The organism is Janthinobacterium sp. JC611, assembly GCF_018682595.1.
Lineage (GTDB): Bacteria > Pseudomonadota > Gammaproteobacteria > Burkholderiales > Burkholderiaceae_D > Janthinobacterium.
In genome coordinates this window covers 52052-77213 of the sequence record NZ_JAFLJN010000020.1, presented here as the reverse complement: position 1 = coordinate 77213, position 25162 = coordinate 52052, and the positions used below count along the sequence as shown (strand labels likewise).

Below are 25162 nucleotides of genomic sequence, written 5' to 3'. Positions count from 1 at the left end.
TTCCCCGCAGCTGTAAAAATGTCCATGGCGGCGTTGTACTGCCTCGCCGTACATGCGTACTGTCTTCGTCAGTACGCCTTGCCCTGAACACTTTTCCATCTGCTCTGCCGCGTGCTGTACGCGGCTAAGCTACGGCACCCTTGCTGCCTGCTTTCCAAACTTAATACACCCGCTCTACCTTCAAACCTTTCTTGCGCAGCAGATCCGGTACGCTCTTTGCTCCCACCAGATGCAGCACGCCGATGGCGGCCAGGCTGTGCTTTTCGCGCGCCAGCAATTTGGCGATGCCGTCGGCCAGGGCCGGGTTGCGGCCGTCGAGCAGCACTTTTTGCACGAACTGCGCGGCGAACGACGGGTCGGTCGCCGCCTTGGCCGCCAGCTTGTCGAAGGCCGCAGCGTCGGCCGTGCGCCAGGCGTTGGCGATCTCGCGCGCTTCCTGGCTTTGCTCCTGGTCTTCGATCGACGCCACGCCGTCCTCCAGGAAGCGGCATTGGTCGGCCGGCGACATCGCGCCGAACAGCGCCATCTGGCCTTCCATCGACTCGAGTTCCAGCACGGGGATCTTGCGCGCCTTGGCCTGCTGCGACAGATAATTGTCCACCGCCAGGTCGGAGCGGTAGCCGAGGGTGGAAAATTCGCCGATGGCCAGCATGCTGGCCAGCATCCACGGCTTCATCTGCGCCACCGCTTCGGGCGCTATACCGTATTTTTGCAACAGCGGCGCCAGGCGCGGGGCCAGGGTCTGGCGGCAATCAAGCGGCACTTTGCCACCCGGCGCCTCCATGCCGTATTTCAGCACGGCGCCCAGGGCGGCGCGCGGGTCGGCGCCCGGATCGATCTCCAGCGCCAGCGCCCCGGCGCCTTCCAAGGCCTGCGTCACCGTCGGCTCGAGCGGATAAAAATCGGGCGCGCCGACGTGGATGGTGCCGAACAAATACAGGGTGTGGCTGGCGTCCTGCACCTTGAACAGGGCGCCCCGGTTTTGCGCCACGGGCGGCGCGTCGGCGAAGGCCGCCTGCAACGGCAGCAAGAATAATCCGCAAAACATCACTATAATCTGGCGTCGCATGGTTTTCCTGATTGTTGAATTTCTCATCTTCTCTCGCTAGCAAAGACTCCTGTGCCTGTGTCCCATCTTAACCGCTCGTCGCCGGTCTGGCTGTTTGACCTCGACAACACGCTGCACAATGCCTCGCACGCCATCTTCCCCACCATCACGGCCAATATGAACACGTATATTGCGCGCGTGCTGGGCGACGGCGTGACGCCGGCCGACGACGCCGTCGTCAACGCGGCGCGCGCGGCCTACTGGCGCCGCTATGGCGCCACCTTGCTGGGCATGGTCAAGCACCACCAGGTGCAGGCCGCGCACTTCCTCCACGAGACGCACGCGTTCGACGATTTGCGCGCCATGATACGCGCCGAACGGGGACTGGGGGCTTTACTCAAACGCCTGCCTGGCCGTAAAATTTTACTCACCAACGCGCCGCTGCGCTATTCGAGCGACGTGATGCGCCACCTGGGCTTGCGCCGGCATTTTTCGCAGCATATCGCCATCGAGGCGATGCATGTGCACCGCCAGCTGCGGCCCAAGCCATCGACCCTGATGCTGCGCAAACTGATGCGCAAGCACCAGATCCGCCCTGGCCGCTGCATCCTGGTGGAAGACACCCTGGCCAACCTGAAGGGGGCGAAAAAACTGGGCCTGCGCACGGCCTGGGTCACGCAATACCTGAAAATGGCCGATCCGATCGGCGTGGCGAAATTGCCCAAGGCGTTAAATCGCCCCGCTTACGTCGATGTCAAAGTAAAATCTGTCCGGCATTTGGCACGCCGCCTTCACCGCCTGCGTTGAAGGGGACTCCTGAGCTTCCGGTTGACGCCGGAGGCCGCACCGCTAGCGGCGGTGACGGAACTTCCCATCAAGGCAGCATTTTTTTTAACGACAAGAGAAAATATGGCAAGCACACCGCCGGGCCAACGCAGGCTACAAATTCTTCAGGCCCTCGCCGCAATGCTGGAGCAGCCGAAAGGCGAAAAGATCACCACTGCCGCACTGGCGGCCAGACTGACCGTGTCGGAAGCGGCCCTGTACCGCCATTTCGCCAGCAAGGCGCAAATGTTCGAAGGGCTGATCGAATTCATCGAGTCGAGCGTCTTCGGCCTGATCAACCAGATCGCGGAAAAGCACAGCGACGGCATGACGCAGACGCGCGACATCGTCGGCATGCTGCTCAATTTCGCCATCAGCAATCCGGGCATGACGCGCGTGCTGATCGGCGACGTGCTGGTCAATGAGGACGAGCGCCTGCAAGTGCGCATGAACCAGTTCTACGACCGCGTGGAACTGGCGCTCAAGCAGGCCTTGCGCGTGGCCGCCGCCGAAGGCCATGGCAAGGAAAGCGAAGTGGCGGCGCGCGCCACGCTGATCGTCGGCTTCGTCATCGGACGCTGGCACCGCTACGCCAAGAGCGGCTTCAAGATCAATCCGTCCCAGGAAGCGGCGCTGCAAATCGCCATGCTGCTGGGGTAAGTCACCGCCGCGGCTGTCCCCATGCATACCGACTGTTTCGCCCTGCTCGACGACGCCAGCACCCCGGGCGCCGGTTCGCGCCTGTATACGGGCCTGGCGGCGGTCTTGCAATGTACCGAGGGGCAGGCCTGGCCCGCCTTGCTGGAAGGCCTGCAAGCGGCCTTGCAGCGCGGCCAGCATGCCGTCAGCGTGTGCAGCTACGAGCTGGGGGCGCATTTGCTGGCCATGCCGCCGCGCGCGCCAGGCCCCGACGCGCCGCCGCTGGCGCAGGTGCTCGTCTTCAACCATTGCGCGCAGCTGTCGCAGGACGACGTGGCGCGCTGGCTGGACGCGCGCGTCCGCGCCGACGCCGCGCCGGCCGGCGTGGCCGCCATCCGCGCGAACGTCGACCAGGCGCAATTTACGCAGGCGCTGCAGCGCATCCACGACTACATCGTGGCCGGCGACACCTACCAGGTCAATTACACCTATCGTTTGCGCTTCGACGCCTTCGGTTCGCCCCTGGCCCTGTATGTGCGGCTGCGCGCGCGCCAGCCCGTGCCCTATGGCGCGCTGGTGATGTTGCCCGATGGGGGCGCCCTGCTGTCGCTGTCGCCGGAGCTGTTCGTGCGCCATGCGCAAGGCGAGTTGATGGCGCGTCCCATGAAAGGCACGGCGCCGGCCGCACCGCCTGAGCAAATGGAAGAAAACGCGCGCCGCGCCGCCGCCCTGGCCCATGATCCGAAAAACCGCGCGGAAAACCTGATGATCGTCGACCTGCTGCGCAACGACATCGGCCGCATCGCCGTCACGGGCTCCGTCAAGGTGCCGGCCCTGTTCGAGGTGACGCGCTACAGCAGCGTGCTGCAAATGACCTCCACCGTGCAGGCGCAGTTGCGCGAGGATGCCAGCCTGGCCGATCTCTTCCAGGCCTTGTACCCGTGCGGCTCGATCACGGGCGCGCCGAAACGGCGCACCATGGAAATCATCGCCGAACTGGAACCAGCGCCGCGCGGCATCTACACGGGCGCCATCGGCTGGTTCGATCCGCCAAACGCCGGCGCTGTCCACGCGGTGGGCGACTTCTGCATGTCCGTGCCGATCCGCACCCTGGCGCTGCAGCCACCAGGGACGAACGGCATCCGGCGCGGCGAAATGGGCGTGGGCGCCGGCATCGTCCTGGACAGCGACCCGCACGAGGAATTTGCGGAATGCCAGCTCAAGGCCCGCTTCCTGACGGGGCTGACGAATGACTTCGAACTGTTCGAGACCCTGCACGCCAGCCGTGCCGGCGGCTGCCGCCAGCAAGAGCGCCACCTGGCGCGCCTGGCCGCTTCCTGCGCCTACTTCGGTTTTGCCTGGGATGCGGACGCCGCGCGCGCCGCGCTGCAGGCGGCCTGCGTGGCACGCACCGACGACGCCCCCTTCCGCCTGCGCCTGGCGCTGCGCCAGGATGGCCGCGTCACGACGCAAAGCGCTGCGCTCACCGCCTTGCCGGACACGGTCACCATCCTGCTGGCGCCCGACGCCACCGTGGCCGGCGACCTGTTCCTGCGCCACAAGAGCAGCGTGCGCGCGCGCTACGACGCGGCCTGGCGCGCGGCCGAGGCGCAGGGCGGTTTCGACATGCTGTTCTTTAACGAACGGGGCGAACTGACGGAGGGCGGACGCAGCAACGTCTTCGTCCGCCTCGATGGCCGCTGGCATACGCCGCCCCTGTCCTGCGGTCTGCTGCCCGGCGTGCAGCGCGCGGCCATGCTGGCCGATCCCGCCTGGGATGCGCAGGAAACCATCATCACGCGCGCCATGCTGGCGCGGGCCGAGGCCATCGTCGTGTGCAATGCGCTGCGCGGGGCAATACTAGCGCAGCTGGTTACTTGATATCTACCTGCATCTCGTAACCACCATAAATCATCCGCTTGCCATCGAACGGTAATTTTTCCGGGTCCATCATCTCGGCCAGGCGCGGGTCTTTCATGACCTTGTCGTTGATTTCATCGCGCCTGGCGCGCGACGCATATACGATCCAGGAAAACACCACCACTTCGCCATCCTGCAAGTCCACCGCCTGCGGGAACGAAGTCAGCTTGCCTGGCTTGACATCGTCGCCCACGCATTCGCGAAATTCCTGCGCGCCATATTCGCGCCAGATGGCGCCGCAGGTGCGCGACATGGCCAGGTAGGCATCGAGCTTGGCTTTCGGTACGGGCACCACAAATCCATCGACATACGCCATGATGTTCTCCTTTGTTGTGACAAACGCGAACAACCAGCTTAGGACAATGATGGCAAGACGACAAGCGCGGCATTAAAAAAAAGCAGGCGTTCCAGCCTGCTTGGGTGTCGGCAACTTACATCGCCAGCGCTTTTTCCACCGCGCCAACGAGTTTCTTGTCGTCCGGCGTCACCTTGCTGGGGAAGCTTTCCACCACCTTGCCGTGGCGGTCGATCAGGTATTTATGGAAATTCCAGGCCGGCGTCTTGCCTGTCTGCTTGATCAGGTCCACGTACAGCGGATTCGGCGCGGGGCCGGACACCACCGATTTGGCGAACATGGGAAACTTCACGCCATAGGTGTTGTAGCAGAAATCGGCGATTTCCTTGCTGTTGCCCGGTTCCTGCTTGCCGAAGTCGTTCGACGGGAAGCCCAGCACCACCAGGCCCTTGCTGCCGTACTTGGCGTACAGCGCCTCGAGCCCTTCATATTGATTGGTAAAACCGCAATAACTGGCGGTATTGACCACCAGCACGACCTTGCCCGCGTACTGGCACAGGTTTTGCGGCGCTTCATCCTGCAGGCGGTTGAAGGTCTGCTTGAGGATGGCGGGACAGGCGGCCGGCGCCGCGGCGGCGGTTTCGGCGGCATGGGCCGGCATGGCCAGGCTGGCGCCGGCGGCAAGGGTGGTGAGCGCAAACAGCTGGGCAAGGGTCTTGGACATGAGGGGCACCATGGTTGAACGGAAAAAAACCATTCTATGTCAAACGCCGCGCACGCGCATGCGGGCCACAACAACAGCGATTGCTTGACCGGCATCAAGAACGGTGCAGTACTTGCCCAGCGCATAGTTTTTTTACCTATGCTCGGCCTTCCTGCCCTAGCCCTGTGGAGTTGCCATGCCCTTCCCTTACCTGACCGCATTACCCACCGCCCTGCTGGCCGCCAGCCTCGTCACCCTGGCGCCAGGCGGCGCGCACGCCGCCACGACGGCCAAAACCGTCAAGGCCGCCAAGCCCGTCGCGACCAGGGACGCCGCCGCCCTGCCCGCCTACCAGGCGGACCTGAGCCAGACCACCGTGTCCGGCCTGTCCTCGGGCGGCTTCATGGCGGCGCAATTTGCCGTCGCTTATTCGGCCACCGTGGCCGGCGCCGGCATCATCGCCGGCGGCCCGTATTTCTGTTCGGGCCAGCCGGGCCGCTTCCCCTACATTCCCTACCTGACGAACGCCCTGACCACCTGCATGAATCCGGGCAGCGCGCAGGTGGCGCCGCCCGTCGCCAGCGAATTGCTGCGCGCGGCGAACGATTTTGCGCGCGCCCGCCTCATCGACGACACGGCCAACCTGAAACGCCAGCGCGTGTATCTGTTCAGCGGAACGAAAGACCAGACCGTGACGCGGCCGGTGGTGGAACAGGTGGGAAAATTCTACGAATTGGCGGGCACGCCGACGGCGCAGATCCGCTTCGTCGACACGGTCGGCGCGGGCCATGCCATCATCACCGACAACAACCAGGACAAGGCCTGCGACGTGACGGCGTCGCCCTTCATCAACGACTGCGACTTCGTGCAGGCGCGCGACATCCTGCAGCACCTGTACCCGGACCTGCAGCCCTCGTCGACCACCCTGACGGGCAAGCTGATCGCCTTCAACCAGCGCAGCTTCATCCAGAGCGCCTACTCCAGCATGAACAATACGGGCTACGCCTACATCCCGAAAGCCTGCGACAGCGAGAGCTGCCGCGTGCACGTGGTGTTCCACGGCTGCCTGCAAACGACGCAGGCCATCGGCGACCGCTTCTATACCAGCACCGGCTACAACCAGGTGGCGGACGCCAACAAGATCATCGTGCTGTATCCGCAGGCCGAACCGAGCGCCGTCTACCCGTACAACCCGAAAGGCTGCTGGGATTTCTGGGGCTACACCAGCCTCAATCCGATCGACCCGGATTTCTACCGCAAGAGCGGCACGCAGATGGAAGCGGTCAAGGGCATGCTGGACCGCCTCGCCGCGCGCCGCGGCTCACGCTAGGCAGCCTTAGATACCGCCCATGCAGATGTACTTGATGACGAGATAATCCTCGATACCGTAGGTCGACCCTTCACGGCCCAGGCCCGATTGCTTGACGCCGCCGAAGGGGGCGATCTCGTTCGAGATCAGTCCCGTGTTGACGCCGACCATGCCCGTTTCCAGGCCTTCGGCCACGCGCCAGATGCGGCCGATGTCGCGCGAATAGAAGTAGGCGGCCAGGCCGAATTCCGTGTTGTTGGCCAGGGCGACGACTTCCTCGTCCGTCTTGAAGCGGAACAGGGGCGCCAGCGGGCCGAAGGTTTCCTCGGTGGCCACGCGCATGTCGTTCTTCACGTCGGCGATGATGGTCGGCTCGAAGAAGCCGTTGCCCAGCGCATGGCGCTTGCCGCCGGCCAGCAGGCGACCGCCCTTGGCCAGCGCGTCGGCCACGTGCTCTTCCACCTTGGCGACGGCCTTGGCGTCGATCAGCGGACCTTGCGTGACGCCCGCCTCGATGCCATTGCCGACCTTCAGCTTGGCCACGGCGGCCACCAGCTTCTCGGCAAACGCGTCATACACGCTGTCCTGCACGTACAGGCGGTTGGCGCACACGCAAGTCTGGCCCGCATTGCGGTACTTCGAGGCGATGGCGCCTTCCACGGCGGCGTCCAGGTCGGCGTCGTCGAAGACGATGAACGGCGCATTGCCGCCCAGTTCCAGCGACAGCTTCTTGATCGTCGGCGCGCACTGTTCGGCCAGCAGGCGGCCCACCTGGGTCGAACCGGTAAACGTCAGCTTGCGCACGATGGGGTTCGACGTCATTTCGCCGCCGATGTCTTTCGGCGCGCCCGTGACGATGCTGAACACGCCCGCAGGCACGCCCGCGCGCTCGGCCAGCACGGCCAGCGCCAGCGCGGAAAACGGCGTCGCTTCGGCCGGTTTCAACACCATCGGGCAGCCGGCGGCCAGGGCCGGGCCGACTTTGCGGGTGATCATGGCGGCGGGGAAATTCCATGGCGTGATGGCGGCGCACACGCCGATCGGCTCCTTGGTGATGACCAGGCGGCGATCCGGCCATGGCGACTGCAGGGTATCGCCCGCAACGCGCTTGCCTTCCTCGGCGAACCATTCGATGAACGAGGCACCGAACTGCACTTCGCCTTTCGCTTCCGGCAGCGGCTTGCCCTGCTCCGTGGTCATGATCAGCGCCAGGTCGTCGGCGTTTTCCAGGATCAGGTCATGCCAGCGGCGCAGCATGGCCGCGCGCTCCTTGGCCGTCTTCTTGCGCCAGGCGGGCCAGGCGGCATTGGCCGCCTCGATGGCGCGGCGCGTCTCGGCCGCGCCCATCAGGGGCACCGTGCCGATATGCTCGCCGGTGGCGGGATTGCTCACATTAATCGTCTGGCCACCATCGGCATCCGCCCAGGCTCCATTCACGTAAGCCTGGTGACGCAACAAGGTAGGATCTTTCAACTGCAGCATATGGATCTCCGGTCTGGTTTGAATTATCGACGAGGGATACTATGCCACAGCGCGGCCGATTCCGCAGGCGGACAGCCGAATCGCCCGCGTATTTACTCGACCTTGAACGACGACAGTTTCGGGTCCGGCGGCGGGTATTCCAGCTTCATGCCCTGCAGCGTTTCCAGCAGCAGGGAGGCGACCACCAGGTTGCGCTGGGTCTTGGAGTTCGACGGCACCACGTACCACGGCGCGTGATCGGCATCCGTCTCGCGGATCGCCGTTTCATAGGCGCGCTGGTAGCCATCCCACTTCTTGCGCTGGGCGATATCGTTGGGATCGAACTTCCACTGGCGGTCGGGATCGTCGAGCCGCTCCTGCAGCCGTCCGCGCTGCTCGTCCTTCGAGATATGCAGGAAGACTTTCAGGATGACGGTGCCCGTTTCGCTCAGCATGCGCTCGAAATCGCGGATCTGCGCGTAGCGGCGCCGGCATTCGGCCTTGTCGATCATGTCCTGCACGCGCGTGATCAGCACGTCTTCGTAGTGGCTGCGGTTGAAGATGGCGATCTCGCCCTTCACGGGCACGTGCTGGTGCACGCGCCACAGATAATCGTGCGCCAGTTCGATATCGGTGGGTCCCTTGAACGCCACGGCGCGGATGCCCATCGGGTTGATATTGCTGAAGATGGCCTTGACCGTGCCGTCCTTGCCCGACGTGTCCATGCCCTGCAACACCAGCAGCACTTTTTTCTTGTGCTGCGCATACAGCATGCTCTGGCACTCGGCGATCTGCGCCGTCAGCGCCACGGTTTCCTCGATGTCCAGCGCCTTGCACTGGAGCGCCGTCAGCTTCTTGTTCGCCGCCTTGGTGGCTGCGCCCAGCAGGCGCTTGCCGGCGAAGTCCTCGTTCAGGTCGAAGCCCTGGCCGGCGCGAAATTGCGTGCGCGCCTTCATGCCGCCACAGCCAGCTTGCGGTGCTCGATTTTTGTGCAATGGTCCATCACCACGTCCAGGCCTGCCGCGCGCGCCAGCTGCGCCGCCTGCTCGTTGACGACGTCGAGCTGCAGCCACAGGCAGCCGGCCTTGACGGCGATGGCTTCCTCGGCGATCGGCAGGATATCCTCGGACTTGCGGAAGCAGTCGACGATGTCGATGCGCGCCGGCGCCACGGCGGCAGCAGCCTGCGTCAGGGTGGCGTAGGCACGCTGGCCCAGCACCTCGCGCCCGGCGAGGGCCGGATTGACGGGCAGCACGCGGTAGCCATGCCGCAGCAGGTAGTCGGCCACCTCATGGCTGGCGCGTTCGGGCTTGTCGGACATGCCGACGATGGCGATGATGCGGCTCTCTTGCAGGATGCGGGCGATGTTGGACATGGTTTCCATGGTCAGGCGTGCGACATTGCCCGCCTAGCGTAGCAGAATTATCCGGCGCAGGGAGCTATCCAGAGAACCGGGAACTCCGCACGGCCGCCATCTTCGCCACGAACGCGCGCGCGCGCGCCGTCACGGCCGCGTAATCTCCCGTGGCGCCCGGGCCACTCAGGCTGCTGCCGATGCCCACGGCCACGGCGCCGCTGGCAAACCATTCGTCGAGGTTCTCCACCGTCACGCCGCCCGTGGGCATCAAAGGCGCCTGCGGCAAGGGCGCGCGCAGCGCCTTGATGTAGGCGGGGCCGAACATCTCGGCGGGAAAGACCTTGACGATGTCGGCGCCGGCCTGCAGGGCCGTGACGATCTCCGTCGGCGTCATCGCCCCCGGCATGGCCAGCACCTGGTAGCGCTGGCACAGCGCAATCGTCTCCACGTTGACGCCGGGCGAGATGATGAACTGGGCGCCGGCCAGGATGGCGGCGCGCGCCGTCTCCGTATCGAGCACCGTGCCCGCGCCCAGCAGCACCTCACGGCCATGGCGTTCGCGCAGGGTGCGCAGCACGCCCAGGGTGTCGGGCGTGGTGAACGCCACTTCCAGCGCCGTGATGCCGCCGGCGATGCACGCCTCGGCGATCTGCACGGCCGCCTGCGCCGACGAGGCGCGCACGATGCCGACCATGCCCCGCTCGATAATGCCCTCGAAAACCGCGTGCTTTTGCATCTGCTCTCTCCTGTCAGGCCGGCAGCGCGCCAAAGCGCACTTCCGGCAAACCGCGCACGTCCACCTGGCGTGCATGAAACAATCCCCCGGCCAGCGGTTCGCTCGCCAGCTGGGCCGCGCTCAAGCTCTCCTGCGCCGTGGTGACGAACAATTCGTCGTAGTGCGGGCCGCCCAGGCTCACGCAGCTGGGCTGCGAGACGGGCAAGGCTACCGCGCGCTCGACGCTGCCGTCCGGCGCGAAGCGCAAGACCCTGCCGGCGCCCCACTGCGCGCTCCACAGGTGGTCATCCGCATCGATGGTGGCGCCGTCGGCGGCGCCGGGCCCCGGATCGAGCACGGCAAACACGCGCACCCGGCTGGCGTCGCCCCCCAGGTAATCGTCCCAGCGGTAGATCGCCTTCTTCATCGAGTCGCAGAAATACATGGCCGCGCCATCGACGCTGAAGCAGATGCTGTTCGAGATGGCGATCCGCGGCAGCGGCAGGCGCTCCAGCGTCAAGTCCAGGTTGAGGCGGTAAAAGCTGCCGATGGCATCGCGGCACGGGCGCTCATCGAGCGTGCCGAAGACGAAGCGCCCCTGGCGGTCGCAGCGGCCATCGTTCAGGCGCGTCATGGGCATCTCGCCCTCCACCGTGTGCAAGGGCGTGACGGCCCCGCTGCGCGCGTCAAACCAGGCCAGTCCGGAGGCCAGTCCCAGCAGCAGCACGTCGTCGCCGTCCGTCAGCGCGAAGCACGCCAGGCGCTCGGGCATGGCCCAGCTCTGGCGCTCGCCCGAGGCCAGCACCAGCGCATGCAGCTGGCAGCCTTCGATATTCGTCCAGAAAACGCGGCCGCTGCGTTCGCACCAGCGCACGCCCTCGCCGAGAAAATTCTGCGCATCGACCAGTAATTGGGCCCGTGTCCCCATCATTTTTTCCTTGTTTTTCAATGTGATTCGCGCGGAACCGCGGAGCCGCGGCAGCCGACGAGGAAATCGAGGTCCGCGCCTTCGTCGGCCTGCGTCACGTGCTTGATGTACATGGACTGGTAGCCGCCCTTCATGGCCGGCTCGGGAGCGCGCCATTCCGCCCGCCGGCGCGCCAGCTCGGCCTCGTCGACGTCCAGGTGCAAGCGCCGTCCCGCCACGTCGAGTTCGATCATGTCGCCATCGCGCACCATTGCCAGCGGCCCGCCCACGGCCGCTTCCGGCGCCACGTGCAGCACCACCGTGCCGTAGGCCGTGCCGCTCATGCGCGCGTCCGAGATGCGCACCATGTCGCGCACGCCCTGCTCCAGCAGTTTTTTCGGCAATCCCATATTGCCCACCTCGGCCATGCCAGGATAGCCCTGCGGGCCGCAATTTTGCAGCACCATCACGCAGCTGGCATCGATATCGAGCGCGGGATCGTCAACGCGCTTTTTGTAGTGCTCGATGCTGTTGAAGACGACGGCGCGGCCACGGTGCTGCATCAGTTCCGGCGAGGCGGCGGACGGCTTGATGACGGCGCCGCGCGGGGCCAGGTTGCCATGCAGGACGGCGATGCCGCCCTCGTCCTTGAACGGCTGCGCCAGCGGCGTGATCACCTCGGGATTGAAATTTTCCGCTTCGGCCACGTTGACGGCCATGCTGGCGCCCGTGACGGTGAGCGCCTCGCCATGCAATTTGCCCAGCAGGTCGCGGATGATCACGGGCAGGCCGCCCGCATAGTAAAAATCTTCCATCAGGTACTGGCCCGACGGCATCAGGTTCAGCAGGCAGGGAATGTCGCGCCCCAGGCGGTCCCAGTCGCCCAGGCGCATGTCCACGCCGATGCGCCCCGCGATGGCCAGCAGGTGGATCACGGCATTGGTCGAGCCGCCGATGGCGCCGTTGACCATGATGGCGTTTTCAAACGCGTCGCGCGTGAGGATCTGCGACAGTTTCAGGTCTTCATGCACCATGTCGACGATGCGCCGGCCCGTCAGCTGCGCCTGCAGCTTGCGGCGCGCATCGACGGCGGGGATGGCCGCGTTGCCGGGCAAGGTCACGCCCAGCGCCTCGACCATGCTGGCCATGGTGGAAGCCGTGCCCATGGTCATGCAGTGGCCGGCGGAGCGCGACATGCACGATTCGGCCTGCTTGAATTCGTTTGAAGTCATGCGCCCGGCCCGCACGTCTTCGGAGAATTTCCACACGTCCGTGCCCGAGCCGATCGGTTTGCCGCGGTAGTTGCCGTTCAACATGGGGCCGCCGGACAGCACGATGGTGGGCAAGTCCACGCTGGCCGCGCCCATCAGCAGGGCCGGGGTGGTCTTGTCGCAGCCCGTCAGCAGCACCACGCCATCGATCGGGTTGGCGCGGATCGATTCCTCGACATCCATGCTGGCCAGGTTACGGAACAGCATGGCCGTCGGACGCAAATTCGTCTCGCCCAACGACATGACGGGAAATTCGACGGGAAAACCGCCCGCCTCGAGCACGCCGCGCTTGACCATCTCGGCCAGGTCGCGGAAATGCCCATTGCAGGGGGTCAGCTCGGACCAGGTATTGCAGATGCCGATGACGGGACGGCCATCGAAGGCGTCGCCGGGATAGCCCTGGTTCTTCATCCAGCTGCGGTGAATGAAACTGTCCTTGTCGTCGCCGCCAAACCACGCTTGCGAACGCAAGGGACGCTTGTTCTTGTTGTCACTCATACTGTCTCCTGCGGGGAAATCAAGCCGCGCGCGGCGGCGATCAGCAGCGCACCGTGACCGGCCAGATTGGCTTGCTGCCGGTCGTCGACGATGATGCGCTTGCCATAAAAAAATCCGTGTTCTTCGATCAGCAGCCCGAGCGCCTGGCGCAGCATGGGCTTGCCCGTAATGACGAGCGGGCTATCGGGCCGCATCTGGATGGCGGTGCTGTTGCGCAGCGCCAGCAAGTCGCCGCTGAGGACGGCCCCCATCAGGAAATTGGCCCGCTCATTGCACTCGACGGCGCTGAACTGGCCCAGGGTGCGCACGCTGAAACAGGCGCGCGCCAGCCCCGTTTTTTGCGCCGCGGCCGCGCCGGCCAGCAGCATCTTCGGCACCAGGGTCTGCGCAAAACCGCCATCGACCGATTGCTTGATCAGGGTGTGCTGCGTGATCGCCTGCAGCAGCTCGCCCGCGATGGTGGTGCTGCAGCCGAGGATGCGGCGCTGCTCGTCCACGCTGATCAACTTGGTATGCGAGCCGGGCATGATCAGGGTCGCCGCGCCGCGCAATTGCAGGCGCTCGAGCAGCGCGACGACTTCCGTCTCTTCGCCGCGCATCATGTCCATCGCTTCGACGTTATGCAGGCCGACGGCGCCATGCTGGTTGCGCACGCCGGGAATCAGCCACAGGGGCTGCGCCAGCACGTCGGGCAAGTCCACCGCCAGCATGCCTTGCGCCAGCTGGGCCAGGCCGGCGGGCGCCGGCACATGCGGCACTTCCCGCACACCCATGGGCGAAGTGATCATGCCCGACGCCAGCGCCAGGCCCACCTCGGACGGCGCGATCCCCGCGCTGGCCAGCACACTGGCGATGGTGTCGCGCAGCGCCTGTTTCAGCGCGCCGTTATGGCCATCGATGGCGGTGTTGCGCACGCCCGTTTCCAGCTGCGCCTGGGCGACGACGGCGCCTGCGCGCCACAGCAAGGTACGCGTATTGGTGGTGCCGGCATCGATGGTGAGTATGTTCATGGGCAGGTTCGCAGCGTCGGTCAGGAGAAAAATAAATGAGGGAAAAACTACCCCATGGTAGAACTGCCCCGCATATCTGACCAATCACTTATTTGACATCATTGATACCGGTTCGGATATGTCAAACGCGTCGATATCCTGCACGCCCAGACGGTAGGCCAGCGTGAAGCGCATCGCCTGTCCCGGCTGCACTTCCACGCCCTGCGCCAGCAGCGAAAAACAGCGCAGATCGGAATACAGATGGCAGCTGTCCTGGGTGCTGGAAAAACGCAGGACCCGGCCGGAAGCGGGGTCGGCAACCTGCGCCGCCTCGCGCAGCTGGCCGCCGCCCGTCCAGTAAAAGTCATGCCGGAATCCCGGCAAGTTCACCAGCGCGGGCCAGGCCAGGCGCGACGCGAGCGGCGCCGGCTGGCGGAAGTCGAATGCGCTGCCCGCCACATCGAGCGCGGCGTCGCCCGCGCCGCCGCCGGGCCAAGGCCGGTAGCGGTCGGCGGCCAGGCGCAGCACGTGGTCGCCCACGCCGGCACGGCGGCCCTGCAGGTTGAAGCGGGGCGCGGCGAGAGAGAAACGGGAAACCGTATCGGCCGTGGCGACGCAATCGAGCTGCAGGCTGCCATCGTCGTCAAACCGGTAGGCCAGGCGCACCGACAGGCCGTCCTGCGCCAGCTGCAACAGCAAGTGGCCGTCGCCGGGCGATGCGCACCGCCAGCCCGCGCAGGACCGCGGCGCTGGGGGCGCGGCGCCCAGCACGTCGGCCAGGCGGCCATAACGGTCGGGCGCCCACCAGGCCCGCACGCTGGCATCGTGCGCGTCGATGGCCACGCGCATGCCGCGCGCATTGCGCAGCAGATGCATCACGGCGCCTGCCCGGGGGCTGGCGGCGGCCGGCTGCGCTGCTGGAATTCGCGCGGCGTGCAACCGAGTTCGCGCTTGAAGACGGCATGCATGTACTGCGCCGTGGTAAAGCCGCAACGCACGGCCACGTCGGCCACCTGGCCCGGTCCGCGCGCCAGCAGGGTCTTGGCCGCATCGAGCTTGAAATGCAGGATCTCGTCGTGCACGCTGCGACCCAGCTCGTGACGGAAGTGCGCTTCCAGCGAGGAACGCGACACGCCCACGTAATCGGCCACCTGCTCCGTCTTGATGCCCTGGCAGGCGTACTGGCGGATGAAATGGCGCGCCTGCATCACCTGCGGGTGCTGGAAGGGCTGGTGGCGCGTGGAGGCCAGCACGTTCAGGCCGGCCGGCGGCACCAGGATGCGCGTGCCGGACAGGCGCGCGCCGTTCAGCATCTGGTGCAGCAGATGCGCCGCCGTGCGGCCCATTTCCTCGGTGCCCTGGATCACGGAACTGAGCGGAATACGCGTGAGCATGCGCGCCAGCGGATCGTTGTCGATGCCGATCAGGGCCACTTGCTCCGGCACGGCGATGCCCGCGTGCATGCAGGCTTGCAGCAGCTGACGCGCGCGCGCGTCGCTGACGGCGATGATGCCGACGGGTTTTTCCAGGCTGTTGAGCCAGGCGATCTGCTGCTCCACCGCTTCATCCCATGAGGGCGCGCTGGTGGCGACACCCCGGTACACGTCGGCGCGCATGTGGTCGCGCTCCATCAGCGCGCAAAACGCCGTCTCGCGCTCCTGCGCCCAGCGGTTGACATCGGCCTCGGGCAGGCTGAAACAGGCAAAACGGCTCAATCCCGCTTCCACCAGGTGTTCATAGGCCAGCTTGACGATCTTGAAATTATCGGTCGCCACATACGGGATGCCGGCCGGGTAATCCTCGGCGCGCGCATACGAGCCGCCCACGGCCACCACGGGCAGGCGGCTGTGCGCCAGCGCCGCGCAGACGGCGGGATCGTCGAAGTCGGCGATGATACCGTCGCCCTGCCAGCGCTCGATGCCAGGCAGGCGGCAGCGAAAATCCTCTTCCAGGAACAGGTCCCACGACACGCGCGTGGTGTTCAGGTAGGCGGCGATGCCCGCGATGATGTCGCGGTCGTAGATCTTGTTCCCGTTGAACAGCAGCGCGATCCGGTGCGCGGTCGGCAGTTTCATGGTGTCTCCTCGCGTGCCAGATGTGTTCACGGCTATCTGCGTCCGGCACGCGTGCTGACATCGACCCACACGGCCAAAGTGAGGATACTGCCTTTCACGATCATCTGCCAGTAGGTGTCCACGTCCAGCATGGACATGCCGTTATCCAGGCTGGCCATCACCAGCGCGCCGATCAGGGCGCCGTACACGGTGCCCGAGCCGCCGCGCATCGAGGTGCCGCCGATGAAGCAGGCGGCGATGGCGTCAAGTTCGCTGAAGGTGCCGGCCGAGGGCGAGCCGGCCGCCAGGCGGCCCGTGTTGATCAGGCCCGCCAGCGCGCACATCAGGCCCATGATGCCGAAGATCCACAGCTTGACGGCTTTCACGTTAATGCCGGACAAACGCGTCGCTTCCATATTGCTGCCGACGGCGTAGATGCGCCGGCCGAACACGGTCTGGCTGGTGATATAGCTGAACAGTCCCAGCAAGGCCAGCAGCAACAGCACGGGCAGCGGGATGCCTTCATAGCCGTTCAGGGTTTGCACGAAGGCGTACAGCACGGCGCCGATGACGGCCAGGCGCAAGCCGTCGGCCCAGGACGCCGTCTGCGGCAAGCCATGCCGCGCGCGGCTGGCGCGCGCGCGCCACGTCAGGAAGGCGGCCAGCAGGAACAGGCCGATGCCCAGCACGATGCCGGGCACCGCGGGCAGATAGCCCTGTCCCAGGTAGACCATCGGCTCGGAGACGGGCGCGATCGTGATGCCGCCCGTGATGCCCAGCAGGATGCCGCGATACGCCAGCATGCCGCCCAGGCCCACGATGAAGGACGGGATGCCCCGGTATGCCGTCAGGTAGCCGTTGAGCAGGCCGATCACCAGGCCGCAGCCGAGTACCGCCGCCAGGTTCAGCGCCAGCGGCCAGTGCTGCGTCACGTCCAGCACGGCGGCGATGCCGCCGAGTAAGCCCAGCAGGGAGCCGATCGACAGGTCGATCTCGCCGGCGATAATCACCAGCACCATGCCGCAGGCGAGGATGCCGGTGACGGACATCTGGCGCAGCAGGTTCGACAGGTTGCGCGGCGTGAGGAAACTGCCCTGCGTCTTCCACGAAAAGAAGGCCCAGATCAGCGCCACGGCGATCAGCAGGGCCAGCATCTTGTATTGGGTGAACAGCTGTTTGATACTGTGCGGTTTCATGCTGCGGTTTCCTTGTTTGCGGTGTGGGCGGCGGGCGCCGGGCGCTGGTCGAGCGCCGCCGCCAGCACGGTTTCCTGGCTCAGGCCATCGTTGATAAAGTCGCCGCGCAGGCGGCCTTCGCCCATCACCAGCACGCGGTCGGACACGCCCAGCACTTCGGCCAGTTCCGACGAGACCATGATGATGGCCACGCCCTGGTCGGCCAGCGCCAGCATCAATTTGTAGATTTCATATTTGGCGCCCACGTCGACGCCGCGCGTGGGTTCGTCGAGGATCAGCACGCGCGGGCGCGTCAGCAGCATCTTGGCCAGCACGGCCTTTTGCTGGTTGCCGCCCGACAGGCTCGTAATGGGCAGCGACGGGCTGGCCGCCTTCAGTTCCAGCTGGGCGATCTCGCCGCGCACGGCCGTCAATTCCGCCTCGCCATCGATGCGCGTGGCGCGCGCGAATTGCTCCAGCACGGCCAGCGTGATGTTCTGCCCCACGTCGAGGTCGGGCACGATGCCGTGGTGCTTGCGGTCTTCCGGCACCATGGCTAGGCCCATGGCAATCGCCTTTTGCGGCGAGCGGGTATCGATTCGCCGGCCATCGAGCCACACTTCGGCCTGGCACGGCCCCTGGTAGGCGCCGAACAGGGCCGAGACGAGTTCCGTGCGCCCCGCCCCCACCAGGCCGGCGATGCCGAGGATCTCGCCCTTGCGCAGGGTGAATGACACATCGTCGACGCGCTTGCGCCGCGGGTTGTCGGCATCGATGCAGCTCACGTGGCGCGCCTCGAACAGCACCTCGCCGATCGCCGCCTTTTTCTCCGGCGCGCGCCGCGGATACAGCTGGTTCATTTCGCGGCCCACCATCTGCGCGATGATGCGCTCGACGTTCATCTGCGCCATCGGCGTGGTGGCGATGTGCTTGCCGTCGCGGATGACGACGATGGTGTCGCAAATGGCCGCCACTTCATCGAGCTTGTGCGAAATGTAGATGCAGGTGACGCCCTTGGCTTTCAGCGCGCGCAGGATATCGAGCAGCACGGCGATTTCCGACGCCGTCAGCGACGACGACGGCTCGTCGAGGATCAGCAGGCGCGCATTCTTGTTGAGCGCCTTGGCGATTTCCACCAGCTGCTGGTGGCCGCCGCCGTAATTCATCACGGGCTGCGCCACGTTCAGTTCGGGAATTTTCAGTTCGCGCAGCAGCTCGTCGGCGCGCTGGTACATGGCCGCGTAATGCATGCGCCCGCCCGGCAGGGTGAGCTCGCGGCCCATGAAGATATTCTCGGCCACGGACAGCTGCGGCACCAGCATCAGTTCCTGGTGGATGATGATGATGCCCGCGTCTTCCGTGTCGCGGATCGATTGCGCGCGCAGGGGCTGGCCATCCCACAGGATGTCGCCATCCCAGGTGCCGTGCGGGTACACGCCCGACAGCACCTTCATCAGGGTCGACTTGCCGGCGCCATTCTCGCCGCATAGGCCGATGCACTCGCCGGCCCGCACCTGCAGGTCGATGCCGTCAAGCGCGCGGACAGCGCCAAACTGTTTGACGATGCCTTTCATTTCAAGCAGATAGTCGGACATGCTCACTCTCGTTGCGGATTAACAGAAATCAGGGGTCAGTCCCGGCGGGTCTGACCCCAGCTTTTAGTTGCCCAACTGAGCTTTGGTATAGAAGCCGTCGTCGACGAGAATGTTCACGTTCGCCTTGGTCAGCGGCGTAGGTTTCAGCAGCACCGTGCTGACCTTTTTCAGGCCGTTGTCATAGCTGGAGTTGTAGGCCGGCTTTTCATTGCGCGCCAGTTGCACGGCCAGCTTGGCCGCCTCCGAAGCGATGGTTTTCAATGGCTTGTAGACGGTCATCGACTGCGTGCCGGCGATGACGCGTTTCACCGCCGCCAGATCGGCGTCCTGGCCCGAGACCGGCACCTTGCCGGCCAGTTTTTGCGCGGCCAGGGCCTGGATGGCGCCGCCGGCCGTGCCGTCGTTCGAGGCGACGATGGCGTCGATCTTGTTGCCGTTGGCCGTCAGCGCGTTTTCCACGATGGACAGCGCTTCGGTGGCGCTCCAGTCCTTCACCCATTGCTGACCGACGATCTTGATGTCGCCCTTGTCGATGAACGGTTTGAGCACCTTCATCTGGCCTTCGCGCAGCATCTTGGCGTTGTTGTCGGTCGGCGAGCCGCCCAGCAGGTAGTAATTGCCCTTCGGCTGCAGCTTGGTCACGCCTTCGGCCTGCATCTCGCCCACTTTCTCGTTGTCGAACGAGATGTACGCGTCGATATCGGCGTTCAGGATCAGGCGGTCATACGACAGCACCTTGATGCCGGCCTTTTTCGCTTCCTTGACGGTGTTGTTGAGGACCGTCGCATTGAACGGCACGATCACCAGCACGTCCACGCCGCGCGAGATCAGGTTTTCGATCTGCGAGATCTGGCGCTGTTCGCTGGCGTCGGCCGACTGCACGAACACCTTGGCGCCCTGCTTCTCGGCGGCGGCGATGAAGAAGTCGCGGTCGCGCGTCCAGCGTTCCACGCGCAAATCGTCGATGGAAAAGCCGATCTTCGGGTTTTTCGCATCGGCCAGGGCGGCGCTGCTGCTCAATGCCAGCATGGCGGTCATGATGGCTGCACTGATGATCTTGTTCATTACGTGTCTCCTTGTTGGATTTTTTAGCTACATTTTTTAACTGCGGGGTACAACGAACAACAAATAAACTAGTGATTGTGGCGCGGCAGGGTCTGCCCCACGGCGCGGTACTTCAGCGCCAGCTCCATGCAGGCGCCCGTTTCCAATTGGCCCACGCTGGCGCGGTAGAGCTCCTGCCATGGCGTGGCGCTGTCGTTGACGGGCGGCGGCAGCTCTTTGGCGCGGCGCGCCAACTCAATGGCCTCGACCAGCATGTCGCAACGGCCCGCGTTCAAGTCCACGCGGATGATGTCGCCCGTGCGCAGCAGCGCCAGGCCGCCACCGACCGCGCTTTCCGGCGACGCGTTCAGGATCGAGGGACTGTCCGAGGTGCCCGACTGGCGCCCGTCGCCCAGGGTCGGCAGGTTCAAAATGCCGGCCTTGAGCAAGGCGTCGGGCGGCTGCATGTTGACCACTTCGGCCGAACCGGGCCAGCCGACAGGGCCGGCGCCGCGCATGACCAGCATGCAGCTGTCGTCGATGGCCAGGGCCGGGTCGTTGATGCGCGCGTGGTAGTCAGACGAACCGTCGAAGACGATGGCGCGCGCCTCGAACACGCCCTCGCTGCCGGGGCGCGACAGGTAGCGCTCGCGGAAAGCGGGCGAGATCACGCTGGTCTTCATGATGGCGAAGTCGAACAGGTTGCCCTGCAAGGCCATGAAACCGGCCTTTTCCTTCAATGGCGCGGCAAACGGGCGGATCATCTCGCGGTCCGCGCTTTCGCGCCCGGCCAGGTTGGCCGCCATCGTCTGGCCCGTGACGGTGGGCCGCTCGGCATGCAGCAAGCCCGCTTCGAGCAACTCACACATCACGGCCGGCACGCCGCCGGCGCGGTGGAAGCGCTCGCCCAGGTATTTGCCGGCCGGCTGCATGTTCAGCAGCAGCGGCACGTCGTAGCCGTGTTCCATCCAGTCGCTCGAATGCAGTTCCACGCCCGCATGGCGCGCCATGGCCATCAGGTGCGGCTGCGCGTTGGTGGAGCCGCCGATGGCCGCGTTGACGATGATCGCGTCCAGGAACGCTGCGCGCGTGAGGATGCTTGAAGGACGGACGTCCTCGAACGCCATGCCGACGATGCGGCGTCCCGTTTCATAGGCGATCTGGCCACGCTCGCGGTACGGCGCGGGGATGGCCGAGCAGCCCGTCAGGGACATGCCCAGCGCCTCGGCCAGCGCATTCATGGTCGATGCCGTGCCCATGGTGTTGCAGTGGCCGGCCGACGGCGCCGAGGCGGCGGCGATCTGCAGGAATTTGTCGTTGTCGATCAAGCCGGAGGACAGCTGGCGGCGCCCCTTCCAGATGGCGGCGCCGGACCCCACCAGTTCGCCGTCCATCCAGCCGTCGAGCATGGGGCCGCCCGACAGCACGATGGCGGGAATGTCCACCGTGGCGGCGGCCATCAATTGGGCCGGCGTGGTCTTGTCGCAGCCCGTCGTCAGCACCACGGCGTCGATCGGGTAGCCATGCAGGATTTCCACCAGGCCCAGATACGCCAGGTTGCGGTCCAGCGCGGCCGTGGGACGGCGGCAGTTCTCGAAGATCGGGTGCAGCGGGAATTCCATCGGGATGCCGCCCGCGTCGCGGATGCCGTCGCGCACGCGCTGCGCCAGTTCCAGGTGGATGCGGTTGCAGGGACTGATGTCGCTGCCGCTTTGCGCAATGCCGATGATAGGACGGCCCGAACGCAGCTCCTCGGCCGTGATGCCGTAGTTCATGAAGCGCTCCAGGTATAGCGCCGTCATGTCGATGTGCTCGGGATTGTCGAACCAGTCCTGCGAGCGGAAGCGCCGCGACGGGCGTTGGACAGGAATGTTCATGCGCCGTACCAGCCTGCGTCGACGTAGTATTCGCGGCCGGCGCACTTGGCCGCGTTGTCGGACGCGAGGAACAGCGCCAGCGCCGCCACGTCTTCCGGCTCCACGCGCGTCTGCAGGCATTGTCCCTGCAGGATCACGGCTTCCGCTTCCGGCGTATGCCACAGCCGCTCCTGGCGCGGCGTGCGCACGGCGCCGGGGATGATGCAGTTGACGCGGATGCCGTCGACACCCAGGTCGCGCGCCAGGCCGCGGGTCAAACCCTCGATGCCGGCTTTGGCCGTCATGTAGATCGACAGCCGCGCTTGCGCCAGGTGCCAGGAAATCGACCCCAGGTTGAGAATCACGCCGCCGCCCTTGGCGCGCATGGCCGGCGCCACGGCCTGGGCGCAGAAATACTGGTGGCGCAGGTTGACGGCGATGCGCTCGTCCCAGTAGGCGGGCGTGACGTCCTGCAGCTGGTGGCGGTCGTCATTGGCCGCGTTGTTGACGAGGATATCCGTGGCGCCCGCGCTGTGCTCGATCTCGGCGAAGGTGGCGGCCAGGGCGGCCAGGTCCGTCAGGTCGCAATAGCGGAACACGGGCGGCTGCGGCAGGTGCGCCAGCTTTTCCTGCAGCGCCAGCGACGCCTCGCGGGCGATGTCGAGAAAGGTGACGCGGGCGCCCTGGCGCGCGAACGCCTCGACGATGGCCACGCCGATGCCGGTGCCGCCGCCCGTGATGACGACGCGTTTATCAGCCAGGCTGGGGTAGATTGCATGCTGCATGGTGTCTCTCTTATTAAAATAATCGGATCAAAGCAAACCGCGTTGGCCCAGGTTCTGGTACAGCGCGCGCACGCCGAAGGTCCAGGGGGCGATCGCATCGCAGCGCTGCACCTCGTTGACCAGCGCGCCCAGCGCGGCGCTGGCGATCGTCACGCGGTCGCCCAGGTGGTGCGTGAAGCCGCCGCCCTGCGCGCCGCGCTCCTTCACGGGCGAGAACATGGTCCCCAGGAACAGCATGAAACCGTCCGGATACTGGTGGTACGGGCCTGCCGTCTGGCGCACCAGGTCGAGCGGGTCGCGGCTGATCTCGCGCATGAAGCTGGCGCCTTCGAGCACAAAGCCGTCGTCCGCGCCTTCGATCAGCAGCGACACTTCCGCCTGGCGCACGCTGTCGAGCGTGAAGTGTTCGTCGAACAGGCGGATGAAGGGGCCGATGGCGCAGGAGCCGTTGTTATCCTTGGCCTTGCCCAGCAAGAGGGCGCTGCGCCCCTCGATGTCGCGCAGGTTCACGTCGTTGCCCAGGCTCGCCCCCAGCACCTCGCCGCGGCTGTTGACGGCCAGGACGATCTCCGGCTCCGGGTTGTTCCAGGCGGACGATGGCAGCAAGCCCACCGGCGCGCCGCAGCCCACCGACGACATCGGCTGCGCCTTGGTGAACACTTCCGCATCGGGGCCGATACCCACTTCCATGTATTGCGACCAGGCGCCGCGCTGCTGCAGCTGCTGTTTCAGCCGCTGCGCCGCCTCCGAACCGGGTTTTAAGGCCGACAAATCGCCGCCCAGGGTCGTTTGCAGCGCGGCGCGCAGGCTCGCCGCGCGCGCCGCGTCGCCGCCCGCCTGTTCCTCGATCACCCGTTCGAGCAGGCTGACGGCGAAGGTCACGCCGCAGGCCTTGACGGCCTGCAGGTCGCACGGCGCCAGCAGCAACGGCTGGCCGGCTGGCGCGGCCAGCGCCTGCTCCAGCAGCGCCTGCACGGGACCGAGGGCCACGCCGGGCACATGGCGGGCGATATCGAGCGCATCGCGGCGTTCGAACAGCTCGGCCACGGTCGCCACCGTCTGCGTGATGTCGACCACCTCGCCGCCGCGCACGGCGACGACGCAAGGGCCGTCACGCCAGATGCGGCCGATGAGAAGGGCCTGCGCCAGGTCGGCAGGCAACAGGGAGGCGGGGGAAATCGGCTGCATGGCAAGCTTTCAAAAGGTCGTGGCGGAATGGCTGGGCTTCAAGTCCGGACCGATTCTGCGCGCCGCCCTGTGTCGCCGCAATTACGAAAATCACCAAATTGAATGATGATTATTGGTATTGCGGCGCACCAAAAAAAGCCGCCGCCCGGCCCCCGTTCCCGCCCTGTCCGCAGGCGGGCAGGGGCGCCATGGCGCATTGCATCAATTGGCCCATCGATATCGTTTTGGATATCGGCTATGCGAAAAAAGTGATTGGTGAGGGATGGATGGACAAACTAGTATCAGCCGTGGCCTGCAATCGGCCATCCGCACGGAGCCCGCCCACTGGGACGACGGCCCTGGCACATTCAACTATCGAAGACGGTGGAGACCTGAAATGAAAACAACAATGAAAATGCTGACCGCGAGCCTGGCGCTGGCCATCTCCGGCATGGCGGTAATGCCCGTGGCAAGCGCCGCCGACAAGGGCGCGATCGGCATCTCGATGCCGACCAAATCGTCCATGCGCTGGATCGCCGACGGCGACAACATGGTCAAGGTATTCAAGGAGCGCGGCTACAAGACGGACTTGCAGTTCGCCGACGACGATATCCCGAACCAGCTGGCGCAGGTGGAAAACATGATCACCAAGGGCGCCAAGGTGCTGGTGATCGCCGCCATCGACGGCACCACCTTGTCGAACGTGCTGCAAAAGGCGGCCGACAAGGGCATCAAGGTCATCTCGTATGACCGTCTGATCCGCGGCACGAAAAACATCGATTACTACGCCACCTTCGACAACTTCCAGGTCGGCGTGCTGCAGGCGGGCTATATCGAATCGGCGCTGAAACTCAAGGAAGGCAAGGGCCCGTTCAACATCGAACTGTTCGGCGGCTCGGCCGACGACAACAACGCGCACTTCTTCTACAACGGCGCGCTGTCGGTGCTGAAACCATACATCGACAGCGGCAAGCTGGTGGTGCGCTCGAAGCAGATGGGCATGGAAAAGGTCGCCACACTGCGCTGGGATGGCGCCGTGGCGCAGGCCCGCATGGACAACCTGCTCAGCGCCTACTACGGCAATGCGCGCGTCGACGCGGTGCTGTCGCCGTATGACGGCTTGAGCATCGGCATCCTGTCCTCGCTCAAGGGCGTCGGCTACGGCACGCCGAAACAGCCGTTCCCCGTCGTGACGGGCCAGGATGCGGAAATCCCGTCGGTGAAATCGATCATCCGCGGCGAACAGGCATCGACCGTGTTCAAGGACACGCGCGAACTGGCCAAGGTGACGGCGAACATGGTCGACGCCATGATGTCGGGCAAAGTCCCGACCGTCAACGACACGAAGACCTATAACAACGGCGTGAAGGTGGTGCCGTCCTACCTGTTGAAACCGGTCACCGTCGACAAGGCGAACTGGAAGCAGGTGCTCGTCACCGGCAGCGGCTACTACACGGAAGCGCAAGTGAAATAAGCATCGACGGTACTGAAGGCCCGGCGCTGCCGGGCCTTTCGCTTCATGCACGATCAAGAACAAGACTGCCGCACG

General features: G+C 65.5%; 23 protein-coding genes. 5 read left to right on the top strand and 18 right to left on the bottom strand.

Going from position 1 to position 25162, the window contains the following annotated elements:
* Window positions 1-160: 160 nt before the first annotated feature.
* Window positions 161-1030, bottom strand: coding sequence for a TraB/GumN family protein (locus J0O65_RS12915; protein WP_251373728.1), 870 nt, complete (start codon window positions 1028-1030; stop codon window positions 161-163).
* A 90-nt stretch (window positions 1031-1120) separates the two neighbouring features.
* Here J0O65_RS12915 and J0O65_RS12910 point away from each other — a divergent pair, with 90 nt between their 5' ends.
* From J0O65_RS12910 to pabB, 3 genes are all read left to right on the top strand, one after another.
* Window positions 1121-1855 carry a pyrimidine 5'-nucleotidase gene (locus J0O65_RS12910; RefSeq protein WP_215407284.1) on the top strand — a complete coding sequence of 245 codons (735 nt, stop codon included), beginning with the start codon at window positions 1121-1123 and terminating at the stop codon, window positions 1853-1855.
* 102 nt (window positions 1856-1957) lie between these two features.
* The gene (slmA, locus tag J0O65_RS12905) at window positions 1958-2533 is read left to right on the top strand and encodes a nucleoid occlusion factor SlmA (protein ID WP_215407282.1); all 576 of its coding nucleotides are present in this window, start codon (window positions 1958-1960) and stop codon (window positions 2531-2533) included.
* A 21-nt stretch (window positions 2534-2554) separates the two neighbouring features.
* Window positions 2555-4393: an aminodeoxychorismate synthase component I gene (gene pabB, locus J0O65_RS12900; RefSeq protein WP_215407280.1), complete on the top strand. Its 1839-nt coding sequence runs from the start codon at window positions 2555-2557 to the stop codon at window positions 4391-4393.
* On the opposite strand, the gene J0O65_RS12895 is transcribed toward pabB, so the two are convergent.
* Window positions 4386-4748 carry a DUF1428 domain-containing protein gene (locus tag J0O65_RS12895; RefSeq protein WP_215407278.1) on the bottom strand — a complete coding sequence of 121 codons (363 nt, stop codon included), beginning with the start codon at window positions 4746-4748 and terminating at the stop codon, window positions 4386-4388. The two genes, pabB and J0O65_RS12895, sit on opposite strands and share 8 nt — an antisense overlap.
* A gap of 115 nt (window positions 4749-4863) precedes the next feature.
* Window positions 4864-5451, bottom strand: coding sequence for a glutathione peroxidase (locus tag J0O65_RS12890; protein WP_215407276.1), 588 nt, complete (start codon window positions 5449-5451; stop codon window positions 4864-4866).
* 175 nt (window positions 5452-5626) lie between these two features.
* Between J0O65_RS12890 and J0O65_RS12885 the strand changes: the two genes are divergently transcribed.
* Window positions 5627-6760, top strand: coding sequence for an extracellular catalytic domain type 2 short-chain-length polyhydroxyalkanoate depolymerase (locus J0O65_RS12885; protein WP_215407274.1), 1134 nt, complete (start codon window positions 5627-5629; stop codon window positions 6758-6760).
* Window positions 6761-6766: 6 nt separating this feature from the next.
* Here J0O65_RS12885 and gabD read toward each other — a convergent pair whose 3' ends face one another.
* From gabD to J0O65_RS12810, 15 genes are all read right to left on the bottom strand, one after another.
* Entirely contained in the window at window positions 6767-8221 is a 1455-nt protein-coding gene (gabD, locus tag J0O65_RS12880; RefSeq protein ID WP_215407272.1) for an NADP-dependent succinate-semialdehyde dehydrogenase, read from the bottom strand.
* A 92-nt stretch (window positions 8222-8313) separates the two neighbouring features.
* Window positions 8314-9156, bottom strand: coding sequence for a PPK2 family polyphosphate kinase (locus J0O65_RS12875; RefSeq protein WP_215407270.1), 843 nt, complete (start codon window positions 9154-9156; stop codon window positions 8314-8316).
* Window positions 9153-9575, bottom strand: a complete 423-nt coding sequence (locus J0O65_RS12870) for a CoA-binding protein (RefSeq protein WP_215407268.1) — start codon at window positions 9573-9575, stop codon at window positions 9153-9155. Before J0O65_RS12870 ends, J0O65_RS12875 begins: the two co-directional genes overlap by 4 nt.
* A 64-nt stretch (window positions 9576-9639) precedes the next feature.
* Entirely contained in the window at window positions 9640-10293 is a 654-nt protein-coding gene (locus J0O65_RS12865) for a bifunctional 2-keto-4-hydroxyglutarate aldolase/2-keto-3-deoxy-6-phosphogluconate aldolase (RefSeq protein ID WP_215407266.1), read from the bottom strand.
* 13 nt (window positions 10294-10306) lie between these two features.
* Window positions 10307-11203, bottom strand: coding sequence for an SMP-30/gluconolactonase/LRE family protein (locus J0O65_RS12860; RefSeq protein WP_251373727.1), 897 nt, complete (start codon window positions 11201-11203; stop codon window positions 10307-10309).
* Between the two features lie 14 nt (window positions 11204-11217).
* Complete coding sequence (araD, locus tag J0O65_RS12855; protein WP_215407264.1) at window positions 11218-12948, bottom strand: L-arabinonate dehydratase; 1731 nt, start codon at window positions 12946-12948, stop codon at window positions 11218-11220.
* Window positions 12945-13958, bottom strand: coding sequence for a 2-dehydro-3-deoxygalactonokinase (locus J0O65_RS12850; RefSeq protein WP_215407262.1), 1014 nt, complete (start codon window positions 13956-13958; stop codon window positions 12945-12947). Before J0O65_RS12850 ends, araD begins: the two co-directional genes overlap by 4 nt.
* Window positions 13959-14042: 84 nt before the next feature.
* Complete coding sequence (locus tag J0O65_RS12845; RefSeq protein WP_215407260.1) at window positions 14043-14813, bottom strand: aldose epimerase family protein; 771 nt, start codon at window positions 14811-14813, stop codon at window positions 14043-14045.
* On the bottom strand, window positions 14813-16012 hold the full coding sequence (locus J0O65_RS12840; protein ID WP_215407258.1) for a XylR family transcriptional regulator: 1200 nt from the start codon (window positions 16010-16012) through the stop codon (window positions 14813-14815). The genes J0O65_RS12845 and J0O65_RS12840 overlap by 1 nt, the downstream gene beginning before the upstream one ends.
* A 32-nt stretch (window positions 16013-16044) precedes the next feature.
* On the bottom strand, window positions 16045-17187 hold the full coding sequence (locus J0O65_RS12835; protein WP_215407256.1) for a sugar ABC transporter permease: 1143 nt from the start codon (window positions 17185-17187) through the stop codon (window positions 16045-16047).
* On the bottom strand, window positions 17184-18761 hold the full coding sequence (gene xylG / locus J0O65_RS12830; protein WP_215407254.1) for a D-xylose ABC transporter ATP-binding protein: 1578 nt from the start codon (window positions 18759-18761) through the stop codon (window positions 17184-17186). Before xylG ends, J0O65_RS12835 begins: the two co-directional genes overlap by 4 nt.
* Before the next feature lie 63 nt (window positions 18762-18824).
* Window positions 18825-19799 carry a D-xylose ABC transporter substrate-binding protein gene (gene xylF / locus J0O65_RS12825; protein ID WP_099389834.1) on the bottom strand — a complete coding sequence of 325 codons (975 nt, stop codon included), beginning with the start codon at window positions 19797-19799 and terminating at the stop codon, window positions 18825-18827.
* A gap of 95 nt (window positions 19800-19894) precedes the next feature.
* Window positions 19895-21682, bottom strand: coding sequence for an IlvD/Edd family dehydratase (locus J0O65_RS12820; protein ID WP_215407252.1), 1788 nt, complete (start codon window positions 21680-21682; stop codon window positions 19895-19897).
* Complete coding sequence (xylB, locus tag J0O65_RS12815; protein WP_215407251.1) at window positions 21679-22446, bottom strand: D-xylose 1-dehydrogenase; 768 nt, start codon at window positions 22444-22446, stop codon at window positions 21679-21681. The genes J0O65_RS12820 and xylB overlap by 4 nt, the downstream gene beginning before the upstream one ends.
* A 27-nt stretch (window positions 22447-22473) precedes the next feature.
* Window positions 22474-23634 (bottom strand): fumarylacetoacetate hydrolase family protein, encoded by a 1161-nt coding sequence (locus J0O65_RS12810; RefSeq protein ID WP_215407250.1) that lies wholly within the window; start codon window positions 23632-23634, stop codon window positions 22474-22476.
* A gap of 430 nt (window positions 23635-24064) precedes the next feature.
* Between J0O65_RS12810 and chvE the strand changes: the two genes are divergently transcribed.
* Window positions 24065-25087 carry a multiple monosaccharide ABC transporter substrate-binding protein gene (gene chvE / locus J0O65_RS12805; protein ID WP_226939565.1) on the top strand — a complete coding sequence of 341 codons (1023 nt, stop codon included), beginning with the start codon at window positions 24065-24067 and terminating at the stop codon, window positions 25085-25087.
* The last annotated feature ends 75 nt before the right edge of the window (window positions 25088-25162 follow it).